Source organism: Naumannella halotolerans (assembly GCF_004364645.1).
Taxonomy (GTDB): Bacteria; Actinomycetota; Actinomycetes; order Propionibacteriales; family Propionibacteriaceae; genus Naumannella; species Naumannella halotolerans.
The window spans coordinates 374,682-391,322 of the sequence record NZ_SOAW01000002.1 but is presented as its reverse complement, the minus strand read 5'-3'; the positions used below and the strand labels follow the sequence as shown (position 1 = coordinate 391,322).

Sequence of the window (16,641 nt, the reverse complement as noted above, 5' to 3'; positions counted from 1 at the left end):
TTGCTCGAGCGGTTACGGTGACGCAGTGGAGCAGACCAACCGCCCGACCGTGATCCGCACGGTCGATGCCCTGCGCGAGGCACTGGCGCCGACCCGGCGGGCCGGGCAGCGAATCGGCCTGGTGCCGACCATGGGCGCGCTGCACCAGGGTCATCGGTCGCTGATGGATCGGGCACGCGCCGAATGTGACCTGGTCGTGGTCTCGATCTTCGTCAACCCCCGACAGTTCGACCGGGCGAGCGATCTGCAGGCGTACCCGCGCACCGAGGAGGCGGATCTGCAACTGGTCGCCGACGCCGGCGCCGACCTCGTCTTCGCCCCAGCCACCGACGAGGTCTATCCCGCCGGTTTCGGTGCCGAGGTACGCCTGCGCGGCCCGCTGGTGGAGACCCTGGAGGGTGCCCACCGGGGCTCCGGGCATTTCCACGGGGTGACCACCGTGGTCAGCAAACTGTTCAACATGTGCCGGCCCGATGTGGCCTACTTCGGGCGCAAGGACGCCCAGCAGGCGCTGGTGATCGCCCAACTGGTCCGCGATCTCGACTTCGGCATCCGGATCGAAACCTGTCCGACGATCCGTGATCCCGACGGCCTTGCCCTGTCCAGTCGCAACAGCAGGCTCAGTCCCAGCGAGCGGCAGCGGGCACTGACGCTCAAACAGTCGCTGGACATCGCCGCCGAACTGGTGGCCGGTGGCACCACCGATCCGGAAACGATCATCGCCGCGGCCACCACGGTGCTGTCCGGGGTGTCCCTGGAGTACTTCGCGCTGGTCGATCCCCGGACCCTCGAACCGGTGAGCAGCATCGACCGCCCGGTGCTGGCCGCGATCGCCGCCGAGGTCGGTGAGGTGCGGTTGATCGACAACCTCACCCTTCTCCCCTGAGCCGGGTCCCCTGAGCCGACCCAGCTCACCGGACAACACCAGTCAGCGGGTCACAGGCCGAGGCCGCGGCCGACGATTTCCTTCATGATCTCGGTGGTACCGCCGTAGATCGTGGTGATCCGGGCATCCTCGTAGTCGCGGGCGATCCGGTACTCGCGCATGTAGCCGTACCCTCCGTGCAGTTGCAGACAGCGACCGACCACGTTGTTCAGCTGCTCGGTGGCGAGGAACTTCACCCCGGCGGCATCCTCCGGACTCAGGTCATGCGCGACCTGCCTGCGGACGCAATTGTCGACATGGGCCCGGGTCGCCCGCACGGCGGTGACCATCTCGGCCAGCTCGAACCGGGTGTTCTGGAAACTGCCGATCGGCTGGCCGAAGGCCTTGCGCTCCTTTACGTACTCCAGGGTGCGCATCAGCACACCTTCGGAGGCCGCCACCGCTGCCACCGCGATCGACAGCCGCTCCTGCGGCAGGTTCCGCATCAGACCGAGGAAACCCTCGCCCTCGGCTCCGAGGAGGTTCGCGGCCGGCACCCGTACCCGGTCGAAGATCAACTCACTGGTGTCCTGGGCGTGCAAGCCGATCTTGGCCAACTGCCGCCCGCGGGAGAAACCCTCGGCATCGGCCTCCACGACCAACAGGCTGATCCCCCGGTGGGGATGCTCTCCGGTACGGACGGCGGTGACGACCAGATCGGCGTTCTGGCCGTTGGAGATGAAGGTCTTCGCCCCGTCGACGATGTAGTGATCACCGTCGCGGGCCGCCTTGGTCCGGATTCCGGAGAGGTCGCTGCCGGTGCCGGGTTCGGTCATGGCCACCGCCACGATCGTCTCCCCGGCGGCGATCCCGGGCAGCCAGCGCTGCTTCTGTTCCTCGGTGGTCAACCCGGTGAAGTACGGGATCACGATGTCGTTCTCCAAGGCGATCCCGCCCATCCCGGAGGACACCGGGTGGTGCCCGAGCTCATCGGCCATGGCGGCGTTGAAACGGAAGTCATCCAGGCCGAGACCGCCGTACTCCTGCGGGATCGACATCCCGAGGATCCCGGCCTCCGCGGCGCGGGCGAACAACTCGCGATCGACCCGGCCGGCACCATCCCACCGCTCGGCGTGGGGCGCGACCTGTCTGTCCACGAATGCCCGGACCGTGGCGGCGAAGTCCCGATGATCTTCGTCGTACAGATCGCGTGGGCCGATGACGTCGCCCATTGTCTGTTCCGAGCCCATCGTCTGTTCCGAGCCCATCGTCTGTTCCGAGCCCATCGTCTGTTCCGAGCTCATGCGCCTGCTCCGAATCCTCATTGATCATCGACCGACACGTTCTATCACACCCCTGCCGCCGTCTTGACGCGACCAACCTCGCCCACGGCCGCGAGGAGGCACAGGTCACGTCCGGTCTCGGCATGTCGACCCGGTCGGCCGAGCAGACTAACGTCATGGCCGAACCGATCACCGTCGCCATCGAGCGGACCGTGGACCCTGTGATGGAGCGTTACGCGCTCAGTTGGGTACGCCAGGGCATCGACCTGGCCACCCACTATCCGGGTTTCCTCGGTTCGGGCTGGGTGCAGGCGGCTCCGGGCAGTGAGACCTGGTACATGCTCTACCGGTTCGCCGACGCCGACACCCTGCACGCCTGGGAGGCCAGCGAGGAACGCCGGATCTGGGTGGAGGCCGGGGCCAACTTCGCCCAGGAGTCCAAGATCGAACGGCGGACCGGGATCGAGGGATGGTTCGACTCGATCGACGGTGTGGTGCTGCCGGGTGAACACGTGCAGATGATGCAGGCCGAGCCGGTGCCTCCGCGCTGGAAGCAGGCGGTGGTGGTCTGGCTCGGCTTCTTCCCGATGAACCTGCTCTTCACCTTCGTGCTCGGTTTCGTACCCGGGTACGCGACGTTGCCGCTGTTCCCCCGGCTGCTGCTGACCACTGCGCTGTTGACGCCGATCATGGTCTTCTGGATCCTGCCGTTCGTCACCCGCGCCTTCCGGCCGTGGCTGCTGCGTGGCCGGGAGCCGTCGATGTGATCAGGCCGGCCGGGGCACCGACGACGGTGCTCCGGTGCCACCCAGCACGGCCTCCACGTGATAACCGGTGTCCAGGTCGGTGACCCGGATCTCGACCACCCGATTGGCGTCGATCCGGTACCGCTCCTCCACCTGCGGGCCCCCGCTGGTCCGCGAAGGCTGATGTTCGGCAAGATCCCGGCCGTCACGCAGCCGCGGATCGAAGGGCACGGTGAGCTCGGCCAGCGGTGAGAGGTCGCCGACCGGTTCACCGGCACCGTCCACACCGGCGACCTCCACGAACCGGAAGTGGCCGAGGTCGTGGGCCGCCCGGTAGCGCCGGGTGATCACCAACTCGTCCCCGGGTTCGGGCAGTTCGGTCGAACCGGCCACGACCAGGTCGAAGGCGATCGCCTTGCCCCCCTCGGCCTCGCGGAAGACGCCGATCCCGCGAGTCAGCTTGTCGAACAGCCGATATCCGGAGTCCGGGTCCGCAGCGATCGCCAACCCGATCGCGGTGGAGCCGCTGGCATGCGGTGAGCGGTGCACCCGGCGGCCGAACCGTTCCCGCAGGGTGCGCGGAACCAGCGGCAGCCCCGATGCCCCACCGACCAGGTAGATCCCGGCCAGTTCGGTCTCCTCGGTGCTCACCGGGCCGGACCCACCGAGCAGTGGTTCCATCACCTGCACGGCCCGCTCCACCAGCGGACCGGCCGCCCGGTAGAAGTCGTCGACCGCCACGGTGACCGGCTGCTCGGCCACCTCCAGGGTCACCCGCTTGGTCTGCGGTGCGATCTGTTCCTTGGCCGCCCGCGCATCGTCGAGCAACTCCGCTTCCGAACCGGGGCCGACCTGCGTACCGCCGGCCTCCGCGGCGAGCCCGGCCAGCACCTGATCGAAGTCGTCCCCGCCCAACCGGGGATCGCCGACCGAGGCGAGGATCCGGTGGTCCCGGCCCTCCACCCGGACCAGGGAGGCGTCGAAGGTGCCCCCGCCGAGGTCGAAGACGATCACATCGCTGCGCCGCGAGGTGAGCGTACGGGGATAGCGGTGGCTGTACTCGAAGGCGGCAGCACTCGGCTCGTTGATCATGCCCTCGACGGTGAACCCGGCGCGGGTGAGGGCTTCCAGGGTGATCATCCGCTGTGCCGTGGAGGCCTGGGCCGGGACACCCAGCATCACCTGCAGGGGTTCGGATTCCTCGATCGGGGACAGGCTCGACGAGACCCGCAACGACCGGTTGAGCACGGCGGCGAAACCGGTGATCAACTCGACCAGCCGGATCCGTCGGTGACCGAACGCGACCTCGGAATCGAAGCCCAGCTCGGGATCGGTCAGCAGTCGTTTGAACGAGCGCACCTGCGGCGCGCCGGTACGCGCTGCGGCAAGTGCGGCGAACCCGAAGACCGGGCCGTGCTCGGTCCAGGCGGCGACGGTCGGGAGGTGATCGACGGCGTCACCGAATGCGTCGTCGAACTCGACCACCGGGTAGTTTCCCCGGTCGGCCCAGGCCACGACGGTGCGAGTGGTACCGAAGTCGATGCCGAGGCGCATCTCGATCTCCTGCGTCAGCTGTGAGGTGGGCAGCGGGTTACCGTCCGGCTCCGACGCTAGCAACACTCCTGTGCGGTGCACGGCGAGTTCACCGGACCGTTGTGCCCCCGAAACCCCGCGGTCGGTGCGGATCCAGGGCCCGGGCACCGTCGGCCACCGCGATCGGGGGTCATGCGGTCTCGACCACCTTGCCCGGGTTGAAGATCCCCTGCGGATCCAGCGCAGTCTTCACCGCACGATGCATCGCGAGCACCGGATCGGACAGCTCGGCGACCAGGCCGTCACGCTTCAGCAAACCGACACCGTGCTCGCCGGTGACCGTGCCGCCGGCAGCCAGGGCGGCGTCGATGATGTCGGCGAAGGCCAGCTGTGCCCGTTCCCGGGCAGCGTCATCACCAGCCGGGACGATCAACAACGGATGCAGATTGCCGTCGCCGGCGTGGGCGATGTTGGCGATCACCACATCGCGTTCCCGGCCGATCCGTTCGATCCGGGACAGCATCGACGGCACCGCGGCCTTCGGTACGCAGACGTCCTCGGTGAGCACCGGGCCCAGGCGTTCGAGAGCCGGGTAGGCCAGCCGCCGGGCAGCGAAGAGCGCATCTCCCTCCGCGGTGTCGGAGCTGCGGGCTGCCCAGGTGGCTCCGCCGCGTTCGAAGGCGTCGAGCAGTTCGGCCGCCTCCCGGTCCCCGGCCGGACCGGGGGTGTCGACGCGGCCGAGCAGGACCACCGCCGCTTCGGCCGCCAATCCCATGTTCTTCCAGTCATCGACCGCCTGCAGACAGGTACGGTCCACCAGTTCCAGGGCCGACGGGGTGAGCCCGGCAGCGGCCACTTCGCGCACGGCTTCCCCGGCGGCGGTCAGGGAGTCGAAATGTCCGGCCACGGTCTGTTCGGCGGGCCGCTCGGGCCGCAGCCGCAGGGTGACCTCGGTGACGATGCCGAGCGTGCCCTCGGAGCCGACGATCAACCCGGCCAGGTCGTACCCGGCGACTCCCTTGGCGGTACGCCGGCCCAACCGGACCAGTTCACCGGTACCGGTCACCAGTTGCACCTCCAGGACGTAGTCCCGGGTCACGCCGTACTTCACACAGCACACACCACCGGCATTGGTGGCGACATTGCCGCCGATGGTCGACCACGGCGAACTGGCCGGATCCGGCGGGTACCACAGGCCGTGTTCGGCGACCGCGGCCCGCAGATCGTCGTTGATCACACCGGGCTGGACCACCGCGTACCGCTCGAGTTCGTTGATCTCCAGCACCCGATTCAGCTGCTCCAGCAGGACGACCACCGAACCGGCCATCGCATTCGCCCCGCCGGAAAGACCGGTACCGGCTCCGCGGGCGACCACCGGCACCCCATGTCGGAGACAGACCCGTACCACGGCCTGGACATCCTCGGCGCTGCGCGCACGGACGAAACAGACCGGCAGCTCCCACGGCGCCCACTCGGCGTCGTCATGGGCATACCCGTCCAACCCGTCGAGATCGGTGAGCAATTTCTCAGCGGGGAGAACGGCCAGCAGGTCCTCGATCAACGTGTCCATCCCTCGACCGTATGCCGCCGGCGAAGTCACCCGAAAGCGGCTTCGGTTTCCGCCTGCGGGGTGATCACTGGCTACGGTGGACCGGTGAGCCTGCCCATCCGACGCGCCCTGATCACCGGTGGTACCTCCGGCATCGGGGCCGCCTTCGCCCGAGCCCTCGCCGCCCGCGGAGTCGACCTGGTCCTGGTCGCCCGCGACTCCTCCCGGTTGGCCCGGGCCCAACAGGAACTGAGCTCGGCCTACGGCGTCCGGGTTGAGACCCTGCCTGCCGATCTGGCCGACCGGGACCAGGTCGAGACCGTGGCTGCCCGGATCGAGGACACCGGCACGAGCGGTGTCGACATGGTCATCAACAACGCCGGATTCGGGCTGCCGGGTGAGCTGGTCACCCCCGACCAGGCGCTGCACGATCGTGCCTTCGAGGTGATGATCCGCAGCGTCATGGTGCTCAGCGCCGCAGCCGCCCGGCAACTGCGGGCCAACGGCGGCGGGATCATCATCAACGTCTCCTCCACCGCCGGTTGGATCACCACCGGCAACTACTCCGCGATCAAGTCCTGGACCACCGTCTACAGCGAGGCATTGGCGAACCAGTTGCGCGGTACGGGGGTCACGGTCACCGCACTGGCGCCCGGCTGGGTGCACACCGAGTTCCACGACCGGGCAGGTGTGGATGCCTCCAAACTGCCCGAGGCGGTCTTCGTCGACGCCGACCGGCTGGTCGCCGAATGCCTCCGTGACGCCGCCGCCGGGAAGATCATCTCCGTACCCACACCGCAGTGGGCCGCCGCGATCCAGATCGCCCGGCACGCACCACGGGCCGGGATCCGCTGGCTGTCACGCAAACTCAGCTCCGCTCGCGAGTGATCTGCACAGCCCTCGGTCTGTCAGTTGTCGCCAATCGGTCACCGGCACTCGCCGCCGGGATCCGACCACAGCTGTGGGAACCCCACAAAATGTCGCGCCGATGTCGGTGTTCACCGCTTCGAACCACGATCGATACGTCGCTATGGTGAGTCCGTGAAGAGACGCAAGCGGTATACCTCGCCAGCGCTGGCGACCGCTCGTTTCGTGACCCAGCAAATACTGCTGCGGACCGTTCTCCGCTCGGTCACCAAGGTCAAGATCCACGACCGCAAACGTCTGGACCTGCTGCACGGGGCATTCATCCTGGTCTCCAACCACAGCAGCCACCTCGATGCGCCGCTGCTGATCACCAGCCTGCCCCGGCGACTGTCCCGGCTGTTGGCCACCGGGGTCGCGATGGACTACTTCTACTCCTCCCGGAGCAGGTCCCTGCCCACCGCGCTCTTCTTCAACTCCTATCCGATCGACCGTTCGGGCTCGGGGAAGCACCGCGGCCTCTCCTCGCAGTTGCTGAACGACGACGTCCCCCTGCTGATCTTCCCCGAGGGCACGCGCTCGAAGACCGGGAAGATGGGTCGGTTCCTGCCCGGGGCGGCCAGCCTGGCGATCTCGAACAATGTCCCCATCGTGCCCACCGCACTGGTCGGCGCCGGTGCGGCGATGCCCCGGGGCACCAACTGGCCGAAGCGCGGTCGGCCCCGGATCGACGTCGTCTTCGGCGCCCCGCTGTGGCCCCGACCGGGGGAGAACGCACGCCAGTTCAGCAACCGGATCCGGGCCTCGGTGCAGACCATGCACGATGCAATGGCACTCAAGGTCGGCAAGCCGACACTGGGGGCGTACGCTCGCGGCGAGGTTTCCCTGCAGGATCCCGCCGGAGCACCCGTACCCTCGGCCGGTACGGACCGCACCGACCAGAAGTCAGACTCAGGAGAGGTTGCATGACCGGCGTCAAGCACATGAAGTGGTGGGGTTGGGGCGTCGACGGCGTCGCCTTCCACTACGAGGACAAGCCCCGCTTCGCCCCGTTCGTGTTGGAGAAGGTGGGCCTCGACATCACCACCCCGGGTCGGCAACCGTTGCAGTTCGACGAATTGACCGTCCCGGCCAGCCAACTCACCGAGGACCTTCGCGGCCAGCTCCGCGAGATCGTCGGTGAGGACCAGGTGGTCACCGAGGATCTCGAGCGAGTGGTGCACGCCAAGGGCAAGAGCGTCCGCGATCTGGTACGGATCCGGGCCGGGAAGCTGGGCCGGGTGCCGGATGTCGTGGTCTATCCCGGCAGCCATGAGGAGGTCCAGTCGCTGGTCAAGTTCGCCGTGGACAACGACCTGGTGCTGATCCCCTTCGGTGGTGGCTCGAACATCGCCGGCTCGCTGGAGGCACCGCTGAACGAACAGCGGACGATCATCTCGGTCGATCTCGGACGTCTGGACCAGGTACTCAGCCTGGATGACGACGCGGGTCTGGCCACCATCCAGGCCGGTGCCCAGGGGCCCGATCTGGAAGAACAGCTGAACCGCCGGGGCTGGACCCTGGGCCACTTTCCGGACTCGTTCACCCATTCGACCCTCGGTGGCTGGGTGGCGACCCGATCCTCGGGGATGCAGTCCGACAAGTACGGCGACATCGCCGACATCACCCGCGGCCTGCGGATGGCGACACCGGAGGGGACGCTGGAGTTGCGCCCGCTGCCGTCGACCTCGACCGGTCCGAGCGTGCGGGAGATGGTGCTCGGTTCCGAGGGCCGTCTGGGAATCATCACCGAGGTGACCGTGCAGGTCCACCGGGTGCCCGAGGTACGCGAGATCCAGGCCTACTTCTTCCCCAGCTTCGCCGCCGGTATTCGGGCGATGCACGACATCGCCCGATCCGAAGCCCAGGTGACGGTCTCCCGGGTCTCCGACGACCGCGAGACGGCGTTCTCGTTCGCCACGCAGAAGCAGTCGAAGGGCATGTCCAAGTACGTCACCGCCGGACTGATGAAGTTCCTCGAGGCGCGCGGCTGGGACATCGATCAACTGGCGATGTCCTTCATCGGATTCGAGGGCTCGAAGAGTCACGTCACCCGGCAGAAGGCGATGGTGAAGGCACTGATCGCTCCCCACGGCGGGTTCGGCGTGGGCCAGGGCCCGGGTGCGTTGTACGACCAGAAGAAGTTCGACACCCCCTACATCCGCGACTTCCTGCTGGACCGCGGGGCGGCAGCCGATGTCTCCGAGACCGCAGCCCCGTGGTCGAAGCTGAAGCCGCTCTACGACGGTGTGATCGCGGCCGCGGAGAAGGCGATGGCCGAGGTCGAGCGGGAGGGCTACATCATGTGCCACCTCTCCCACTCCTACCATTCCGGCGCCTGTCTCTACTTCACCTTCGCGATCGCCGACGACTCCCCCGATGTGTTGCAGCGTTACGACGTGCTGAAGCGCGCGGTGCAGGAGGCGTTCATCGCCGGTGGCGGCACCTTGTCCCACCACCATGCGGTCGGCGTCGAGCACTCACCGTGGATGGAGGCCGACATCTCCCCCGTCGGGGTGCAGATGATCAGTTCCCTGTTCAACGGGGTCGATCCGAAGCAGAACCTGAATCCGGGCAAGGTCGTCCACACCGGCCAACCGGGGATCTCGGTGCTGTCCGACGAGCAGTGAGGTCGGTTTCACCGACGATCTCCTGCAGCTGATCATGCCTGCAGTTGATCATGGACGGACGGTGGTTCGATGGACCTCGCGACGGTGATCGATCAGGTCTATGCCGCACCGCTGGAGGAGTTCACCGGGCTTCGCGACGACCTGGCCAAGCAGGCGCGCAGCGGCGGGGACCGGGAGCTGGCGAAGACGATCAAGTCACTGCGGAAGCCGACGACCTCTGCTTGGCTGGTCAACCGGTGGGCGCGGGCGAATCGCGAGGATGTCGATCAACTACTCGAATTGGCGGAGCTGCTGGCCCAGGCCCATCGAACCCTCTCGGCAGATGATCTTCGCACCCTGAGCCGCCAACGTACCCGCTTGATCAACTCCCTGACCCGGGCCGTGGTGGCTTCCTCGCCGGGTGCGGTGAGTGCGGCCACCGGCAATGAGGTGGGACAGATCCTCACCGGCGCACTCACCGATCAGGCGCTGGCCCAGCGTCTGCGTACCGGCACGGTGACCCAGGCGGTGGCCGCTTCCGGATTCGGCACGCTGGACCTGGGAGCCGGCGCCGAGGTGATCTCCCTGGCTGCCCGCCAGCGGATGGCGAAACCGGGCACCCCCAAGGAGGGCCGGCCGGCACAGCCCCCCGCGAACCGGGCGGACGAGGCCAGGCCGGGCCCCGACGCCGAGGCACAGGCCCGGGCGGAGGCGGCAGAGCGCGAACGGGCCGAACGGGAGGCCGAGGAGGCACGCCGGGCCGCCCGGAACCAGGCCCGGGAACTGGCCGAGACGGCTGCGAGCGCGGTGGCCGAGGCCCGGGCGGCGGTCTCGGCGACCGAACAGGCACTGCTGCGGGCCGAATCCGACCTGCAGGCTGCTCAGGAGCGACTCGCCGAGGCACAGGCCGCACTGGAGTCGGCCGAGGCCACCCATACGGCGCTGACGGCCCAGCGGGATCGGCGCCGCGAATCGTTGGCTGTCGCCGAGCAGGCCCAGGCCGATGCCGAACGCACGCTCGATGACCTCACCGGAGTGGACGACCTCACCTGAGGCATCGAGGTGTGGAGCCAGCCGACTCGACCTACGTCGCTGGAATGTGGGACCAGGTTCTCCGAGCCCCTCGCGAAGGCCTGCTCTCAGGCGACGAGTATCAGTTGCTCTCCGAACTCATCGAGCCGTCCAAGCCTGATGCCTGACTCCCCTGCCAGGGGGACTCGACTGGCCCAGCCCCCACCCATGCGCGGCACGCTGTCGAGAAGTCACTACAGGAGAGGACCGCGCAAACGGCGATCCTCATACCCACGACTCATATGCCACGGACCAACGTTTCCCTGACGCTGCACAACGCCGAACCATCGACGACCTAATCGCGGCCTACCTCGACAACACCGATACCGCCACGATCGAGGTGGGCGGCAAGACGCCTACGTGACAGCAAGCCCACCTGGGGTGGGCAAATCGACCGCGGCCGAAAAGTTTGTCGACGAGGTGCAGTATCGGCGACCACCGCCCCATCGACCGCACCGGCAACGATCGAGGTCAGCACAACTAACACGCGCTCTCGTTGAGAAGTCTGCCGATGCGAGCCAGGGCCCCAGGACTGACGGCGTAGTAGCCCCATTTGCCTCGCTGCGTGCGAGTAAGCAGACCCGCCTCGACCAAGATCTTGAGATGGTGACTCACCGTCGACTGCGCTAGACCTACGGGCTCGGTCAGATCACACACGCACGCTTCGCCACCCTCGTGAGCCGCGACCAAGGACAGCAAGCGCACTCGAGTCGCATCACCGAGAGCTTTGAACGCCCTCGCCAACACCTCCGCGGAACGGGGGTCAGCAACTTCGCGGACGAGGCCAGCACAGCACACATCCCCTCGCCCTTTGCCGCCGGCCTGTTCCGCAACGCTCATGCCAACATCTTGCCACACATCGACATAGGTCGATACCATCTACATAGTTCGATGTATCGATGCGTCCACGGCTACGAGCCGAGTCACGGAAGGATTTTGGATTGCGTACGTGGGTTGAGACTCTCCAGTTCTTCGGCTTGCTCCTTCTCGAGCTGGTAGCGCTGTTCACGGTGATCACGTTCGCCGTGGTGCTCATCGATCGCAGGATCGGCGCCGAAACCCTGAAGAGATGGTTGTCCGGCAATCGTATTACTGCCCCCCTCAAGGGGGTGGCGGTTGGGATCATCACGCCGTTCTGCTCTTGCTCAACAGTTCCAATGCTGATGGGCATGCTCCGGGCCGGCGCACCGTTTACTGCCGCGGCAGCCTTCCTGATCAGCTCACCCCTAATCGACCCAGTCATTCTCGCGATGCTTGCGGTGATGATCAGTTGGCAGTTCATGTTGGCATATACGGTTGTCATCACGATCAGTTCCATAGCGATCGCCCTCGTCTGGGATCGATTGGGACTGGCGAACCAGGTCAGGAAAGTGATAGTCACCGGGGGCGCTGTTGATGCGGGCCCTTGGCGGGGCCTGGCATCCGAGGCCAAGCCTGCCATCGTCGAGACCCTGAGAACGCTGAAGAAGCTCTCTATTCCGCTCGCCATTGGAGTTGCAGTCGGCGCAGTCATTCATGGCGCAGTGCCTTCCTCCGTCCTAGCTGGTCTGGGTAACGCGGCCTGGGCAATACCTGTAGCAGCCCTGATTGCGATCCCGTTGTACATCCGCGGAACCGCAGCTATCCCAATTGGACTATCTTTGGTTGGCGCCGGGGTCGGTATCGGCCCAATCTTCGCCATGATTATTAGCGGGACTGGCGCCAGCCTCCCGGAGGCCACCATGCTCAGCGGCATCTTCAAACCACGCCTTCTGGCAGCCTTCCTGTTTTCGATATTTGCCATCGCCGTGGCTGGGGGGTTCATACTCCCTATTTTCACTTAAACTGCCCGACCCGTAAATAGATCAGTCTATCTGCAGGAGGAATTGATGACTAGCGAAGGATTCTTCTCGAAGCTGTTTGGGCGCCCAAGTCCATCGAACAAGGATTGTTGCAGCCTGGAGATCATCCCTGATGACGAAACGGTAAGCGATGCAAGCGCAAGAGAGCGCTTCGAGCCTTCGGCCAGCGGCAGGGATGTCGTGCTACTAACGGGATGCTGTGACGCGGCAGAGGTGGATCGCAGCGACCGCGTGTACCAGCTCGCAACAAAGATACTTGAAGACTCGGGTTCCCCAGACCGACTGATTGTCATCTCAGGGGAGGATGCCTTGCGGTCCACACTACCCGCTGAAGTCGCACAGGATGTTCTGCAGAGCGTGAACATCGACCAGACTATGAGACTTCCTGTGCTATTCATCAGGGGCGCCATTGCCGCCTCCGGCGACATCTCCTTTGGCGAACTTACTTCACACATCAACTAGCCCCAGCCCCCATACCGTCCCCTTCATGGCCCGGATTCAGTGAATCGCCGGACCACAGTTCGGCCTGCCCTATAATTGACGTAAACGATTTTTTTTGAAAGAGTTCCGGAAATCCTCTACACGCAGCTTGGTGTATCAATTACGGTTCCGGTATGACCCCTCCAAGAATCACTGTCGTATCCGCCTTTGAGGCTGAGCTTCAGCCTGTTGCCGCCGCTACTGCCGCCGCAGCACTACGTGACCATGGAGCCGACATCGCAGGCTGGGACGCGCACCAGTTCCCTGAAGACGAGCCGGTAGGCACACCAGACTTGTTCGTGCTCTCGGTCCAACAGTTCGAGGGCCTGGAGCGCGCGCTCGACCTGGCCGCCAGTCTTGTGCGCACCCACTCAGCGCCGATCGTGGCGTTCGGTCAGTACGCGCAGATGAACGCCCGAGAGTTGGGTCTGCTGCACGGATAGGTGACAACTGATCTGCCTAGCGTTCGGGCTTGGGCTGGGAGGATGTCCACCGTGTCGAAGAAGCCGTATCCGAAGGAGTTCCGTGACGATGTGGTTCGCGTCGCCAGGAACCGTGAGCCCGGTGTCGGGCTGGATCAGATCGCGAAGGACTTCGGGATCCACTTCACCACGTTGTACGACTGATTGAAGAAGGCCGACATCGAGGACGGTGAGCGGCCCGGCGCGACTCAGGTTGCCTCGGCGGAGTTGCGGGAGGCGAAGCGGCGGATCCGGCTGCTCGAGCAGGAGAACGAAGTCCTCCGCAGGGCGGCGGCGTACCTGTCGCAGGCGAACTTGCCGGGAAGATGATGTACCCGCTCGTCAAAGAGCTGGCCGCGGACGGGATCCCTGTCACGGTCGCGTGCGGGGTGTTGAAGCTCGCCAGGGCGCCCTACTACCGCTGGCTCGCCGATCCGGTGACTGATGCCGAGTGGGTGGAGGCGCATCGGGCCAACGCGCTGTTCGACGCCCACGCCGATGATCCGGAGTTCGGCTACCGGTTCCTGGCTGATGAGGCCCGCCAGGCCGGGCAGGTGATGGCTGAACGCACCGCGTGGCGGATCTGTGCTGACAACGGCTGGTGGTCAGCGTTCGGGAAGAAGCGCGGCCGCAACGGCAAGAAGCCTGGTCCGCCGGTCCACGACGACCTGTGCGCCATCACTGATGAGAAGGGCCGGACCCGGCACGAGTTCACCGCACAGAACCCGAACGAGTTGTGGATCGGTGACATCACCGAGCACTGGACTGGTGAGGGCAAGCTGTACCTGTGCGCGTTCAAGGACGTGTACTCCAACCGGATCGTGGGCTACTCCATCGACAGTCGAATGAAGTCCCGCCTCGCCGTCACCGCCCTCAACAACGCCGTCGCCCGCCGCGGTGACGTTGCCGGTTGTGTGGTTCACACCGACAGAGGATCGCAATTTCGAAGCCGGAAATTCGTCGGTGCGCTCAACCGGCACCACATGGTCGGATCCATGGGCCGGGTCGGTGCCTGCGGCGACAACGCCGCCATGGAGTCGTTCTTCTCCCTGCTTCAGAAGAATGTCCTGAACCGGCGCACCTGGGCCACCCGTGACGAGCTCCGGATCGCGATCGTGACCTGGATCGAACGCACCTACCACCGCCGCCGGCGCCAGGACGGGTTGGGCCGGTTGACCCCCATTGAGTACGAGACCATCATGACCACGACAGCCACTCAGGCTGCGTGACTAACCACTGTCACCTGATCGTGCAGCAGACCCTCCATTACCCCCGGCGCCGGCTGGTGATCGGGCCCGAAGTGTGGCGGTGACCCAGCTGCCAGGACCGGCCCACGGGCGACGGCTGATCCGAGCGTAGGCTGCGGCAGTGATCGAACTGGCCGAACGGGCACTACCGGTGCTCGGGTTCCTGCTGGCCATGACGATCATCGCCGAGCTGGCCGAGCGCTGCGGGCTCTTCGCTCTGATCGCCGACCGCTTGGGCCGCTGGTCGCGAGGCTCGGTGCCCGTGCTCTGGGCCGGGCTGGTCGTCGTCGCCCTGGCGGCGACCATCTTCCTCTCCTTGGACACGACAGCCGTGCTGTTGACACCGGTGGTGCTGGCACTGGCCCAGCGGATGTCCGTCGATCCCCGGCTGTTCGCCTACACCTGCGTCTGGCTGGCCAACACCGGCTCACTGCTGCTGCCGGTCTCCAACCTGACCAATCTGTTGTCGCTGTCGTCGACGAACTCCTCGACCCTCGATTTCCTCTCCCGGATCTGGCCGGCGGCCCTCACCGCGGCAGTGATCACCGTCGGCGTCCTGGCGATCATGTTCCGCCGTACCCTGGCTGTCCGCGGCGTCGTCGACGATCGGCCGGTCGCGCCGGCGAACCGCGGATTGCTGATCGGTCAGGCCATGATCATCATCGCCCTGGCCGTCGCAATCGTGGTCGGTGCCGAGATCAGCCTCGCATCCCTGATCGCGGCAGCGCTGTCGATCGTCCTGACCGCGATCGTCGATCGCAGTCTGCTCCGGCGGCTCCCACTGCCGTGGCGGATGATGCTCGGGGTCGGCCTGCTGCTGGTGGTGGTCGAGATCGCCCGTCAGCTGGTCCTGGACGCCTGGTTCGCCCGGTTCGAGCTCCCCGACTCGTTGTCGGGATCGTTGCTGCTCGCGGGGCTGGGCGCCGGGTTGTCGAACCTGATCAACAATCTGCCCGCGTACCTCACCCTGGAGCCGCTGGCGCAGACCCCGGCGCTGTCGGCCTCACTGCTGGTCGGCGTGAACGCCGGCCCCTTGATCACCCCTTGGGCCAGTCTGGCCACCTTGTTGTGGGCGGGCCGCTGCCGCGCTGCCGGGGTACGGATCGGCTGGGGCGACTTCGCCCTCCGCGGACTGCTGTTGACGGCGTTGGTTGTCCCGCTGGCGACGGCGTCGCTGTTCCTGACCGGTTGATCCCGGCCTCGAGGTGCCCGGCGTTGCCCGATCCCCTGCCGCCGTTCGATGCTCCCGGCGTCACCGCCGACCCACAACAGTTCCGCAGGAAACGCAGCCAAACCGGAGGTTTGGGTGCGTTTGCTGCGGAACAGACACAAGGGCGCGCCTAATCGATGACTCCCGGGATCCCGGCTGCCCGGGCGGCCTGCGCGTAGGCGGCGGCCAGGGATTGCACGGTTTCGTGGGCATTCAGCCCGCTCGGATTCGGTACCACCCAGACCCGGGTCCGTCCCCACGACTCGGGTTGTTCACCGGTCCTCGCCTTCGGTTTCCCCATGGCGGTGCGGTAGGCCCCGATCCCGGCGAAGGCGATCACCGCCGGGTGGTGCCGGGTGACGAACCGTCGCAGCCGCTCCCCACCGGCGCGGAACTCCGCGGTGCTCAGCTCATCGGCCCGGGCACTCGGCCGCCGGACCACATTGGTGATCCCGATCCCGCGGGAGATGAGATAGTCCCGGTCGACGGCCGACTCGCCCTCGGACATGTCCAGCAACCGGTCGGTGATCCCGGCGGCATACAGCGCCGGCCAGAAGCGATTGCCCGGTCGGGCGAAATGGGCACCGGTACGGGCCGACCACAGACCGGGGTTGATCCCGGCGAACAGCAATCGACATCCCGGGCCGATCAGATCGGGTACGGCCAGTCGCGGCACCTGCCTCACCGCCACCGACATCGCGGCGAACCGTGCACCGGCCGGTCTTCGGTCGCATCACCCCGGACTACCATGACTGCATCCTCGCGGGTCGGGTCTGCAGCCACAAGCACAGGCTCCGGTGGTTGCCCTACCCCGGAGAGAACACCGAGGTCGCCCCAGCCAGC

General features: G+C 66.5%; 15 protein-coding genes and 1 pseudogene. 11 read left to right on the top strand and 5 right to left on the bottom strand.

All coding sequences use genetic code 11. The annotated features are described in order from the left end of the window. Positions 1 to 25 precede the first annotated feature (25 nt). A complete protein-coding gene (gene panC / locus CLV29_RS12965) occupies positions 26 to 886 on the top strand; it encodes a pantoate--beta-alanine ligase (protein ID WP_133755497.1) in 861 nt (286 codons plus the stop codon). Positions 887 to 936: 50 nt separating this feature from the next. On the opposite strand, the gene CLV29_RS12960 is transcribed toward panC, so the two are convergent. Then, the gene (locus tag CLV29_RS12960) at positions 937 to 2,169 is read right to left on the bottom strand and encodes an acyl-CoA dehydrogenase family protein (RefSeq protein ID WP_243831924.1); all 1,233 of its coding nucleotides are present in this window, start codon (positions 2,167 to 2,169) and stop codon (positions 937 to 939) included. 155 nt (positions 2,170 to 2,324) lie between these two features. Here CLV29_RS12960 and CLV29_RS12955 point away from each other — a divergent pair, with 155 nt between their 5' ends. Beyond that, entirely contained in the window at positions 2,325 to 2,915 is a 591-nt protein-coding gene (locus tag CLV29_RS12955) for an antibiotic biosynthesis monooxygenase (protein ID WP_133755496.1), read from the top strand. Here the strand turns inward: CLV29_RS12955 and CLV29_RS12950 are convergent, their stop codons facing one another. Further along, a complete protein-coding gene (locus CLV29_RS12950) occupies positions 2,916 to 4,448 on the bottom strand; it encodes an Hsp70 family protein (RefSeq protein ID WP_133755495.1) in 1,533 nt (510 codons plus the stop codon). Between the two features lie 169 nt (positions 4,449 to 4,617). After that, complete coding sequence (locus CLV29_RS12945; RefSeq protein WP_133755494.1) at positions 4,618 to 5,997, bottom strand: FAD-binding oxidoreductase; 1,380 nt, start codon at positions 5,995 to 5,997, stop codon at positions 4,618 to 4,620. 84 nt (positions 5,998 to 6,081) lie between these two features. Between CLV29_RS12945 and CLV29_RS12940 the strand changes: the two genes are divergently transcribed. From CLV29_RS12940 to CLV29_RS12925, 4 genes are all read left to right on the top strand, one after another. Further along, the gene (locus CLV29_RS12940) at positions 6,082 to 6,864 is read left to right on the top strand and encodes an SDR family NAD(P)-dependent oxidoreductase (protein WP_424991535.1); all 783 of its coding nucleotides are present in this window, start codon (positions 6,082 to 6,084) and stop codon (positions 6,862 to 6,864) included. A 153-nt stretch (positions 6,865 to 7,017) separates the two neighbouring features. Continuing rightward, complete coding sequence (locus CLV29_RS12935; RefSeq protein ID WP_166649270.1) at positions 7,018 to 7,809, top strand: lysophospholipid acyltransferase family protein; 792 nt, start codon at positions 7,018 to 7,020, stop codon at positions 7,807 to 7,809. Continuing rightward, complete coding sequence (locus tag CLV29_RS12930) at positions 7,806 to 9,509, top strand: FAD-binding oxidoreductase (protein ID WP_133755492.1); 1,704 nt, start codon at positions 7,806 to 7,808, stop codon at positions 9,507 to 9,509. The genes CLV29_RS12935 and CLV29_RS12930 overlap by 4 nt, the downstream gene beginning before the upstream one ends. A 69-nt stretch (positions 9,510 to 9,578) precedes the next feature. Next, positions 9,579 to 10,541, top strand: a complete 963-nt coding sequence (locus CLV29_RS12925; RefSeq protein WP_133755491.1) for a hypothetical protein — start codon at positions 9,579 to 9,581, stop codon at positions 10,539 to 10,541. 498 nt (positions 10,542 to 11,039) lie between these two features. On the opposite strand, the gene CLV29_RS12920 is transcribed toward CLV29_RS12925, so the two are convergent. Beyond that, entirely contained in the window at positions 11,040 to 11,399 is a 360-nt protein-coding gene (locus tag CLV29_RS12920) for an ArsR/SmtB family transcription factor (protein ID WP_133755490.1), read from the bottom strand. A gap of 101 nt (positions 11,400 to 11,500) precedes the next feature. On the opposite strand from CLV29_RS12920, the gene CLV29_RS12915 reads away from it, so the two are divergent. The 5 genes and pseudogenes from CLV29_RS12915 (at position 11,501) to CLV29_RS12895 (ending at position 15,780) form a co-directional block, all read left to right on the top strand. Continuing rightward, complete coding sequence (locus tag CLV29_RS12915) at positions 11,501 to 12,382, top strand: permease (RefSeq protein WP_133755489.1); 882 nt, start codon at positions 11,501 to 11,503, stop codon at positions 12,380 to 12,382. 45 nt (positions 12,383 to 12,427) lie between these two features. Continuing rightward, entirely contained in the window at positions 12,428 to 12,862 is a 435-nt protein-coding gene (locus CLV29_RS12910) for a hypothetical protein (protein ID WP_133755488.1), read from the top strand. A 152-nt stretch (positions 12,863 to 13,014) separates the two neighbouring features. Further along, positions 13,015 to 13,323 carry a hypothetical protein gene (locus tag CLV29_RS12905; protein WP_133755487.1) on the top strand — a complete coding sequence of 103 codons (309 nt, stop codon included), beginning with the start codon at positions 13,015 to 13,017 and terminating at the stop codon, positions 13,321 to 13,323. Between the two features lie 42 nt (positions 13,324 to 13,365). Beyond that, positions 13,366 to 14,570, top strand: a pseudogene (locus CLV29_RS12900) (IS3 family transposase). 139 nt (positions 14,571 to 14,709) lie between these two features. After that, positions 14,710 to 15,780, top strand: a complete 1,071-nt coding sequence (locus CLV29_RS12895; RefSeq protein WP_133755486.1) for an ArsB/NhaD family transporter — start codon at positions 14,710 to 14,712, stop codon at positions 15,778 to 15,780. Between the two features lie 148 nt (positions 15,781 to 15,928). Here CLV29_RS12895 and CLV29_RS12890 read toward each other — a convergent pair whose 3' ends face one another. Next, the gene (locus CLV29_RS12890; RefSeq protein ID WP_133755485.1) at positions 15,929 to 16,495 is read right to left on the bottom strand and encodes a mismatch-specific DNA-glycosylase; all 567 of its coding nucleotides are present in this window, start codon (positions 16,493 to 16,495) and stop codon (positions 15,929 to 15,931) included. Between the last annotated feature and the right edge of the window lie 146 nt (positions 16,496 to 16,641).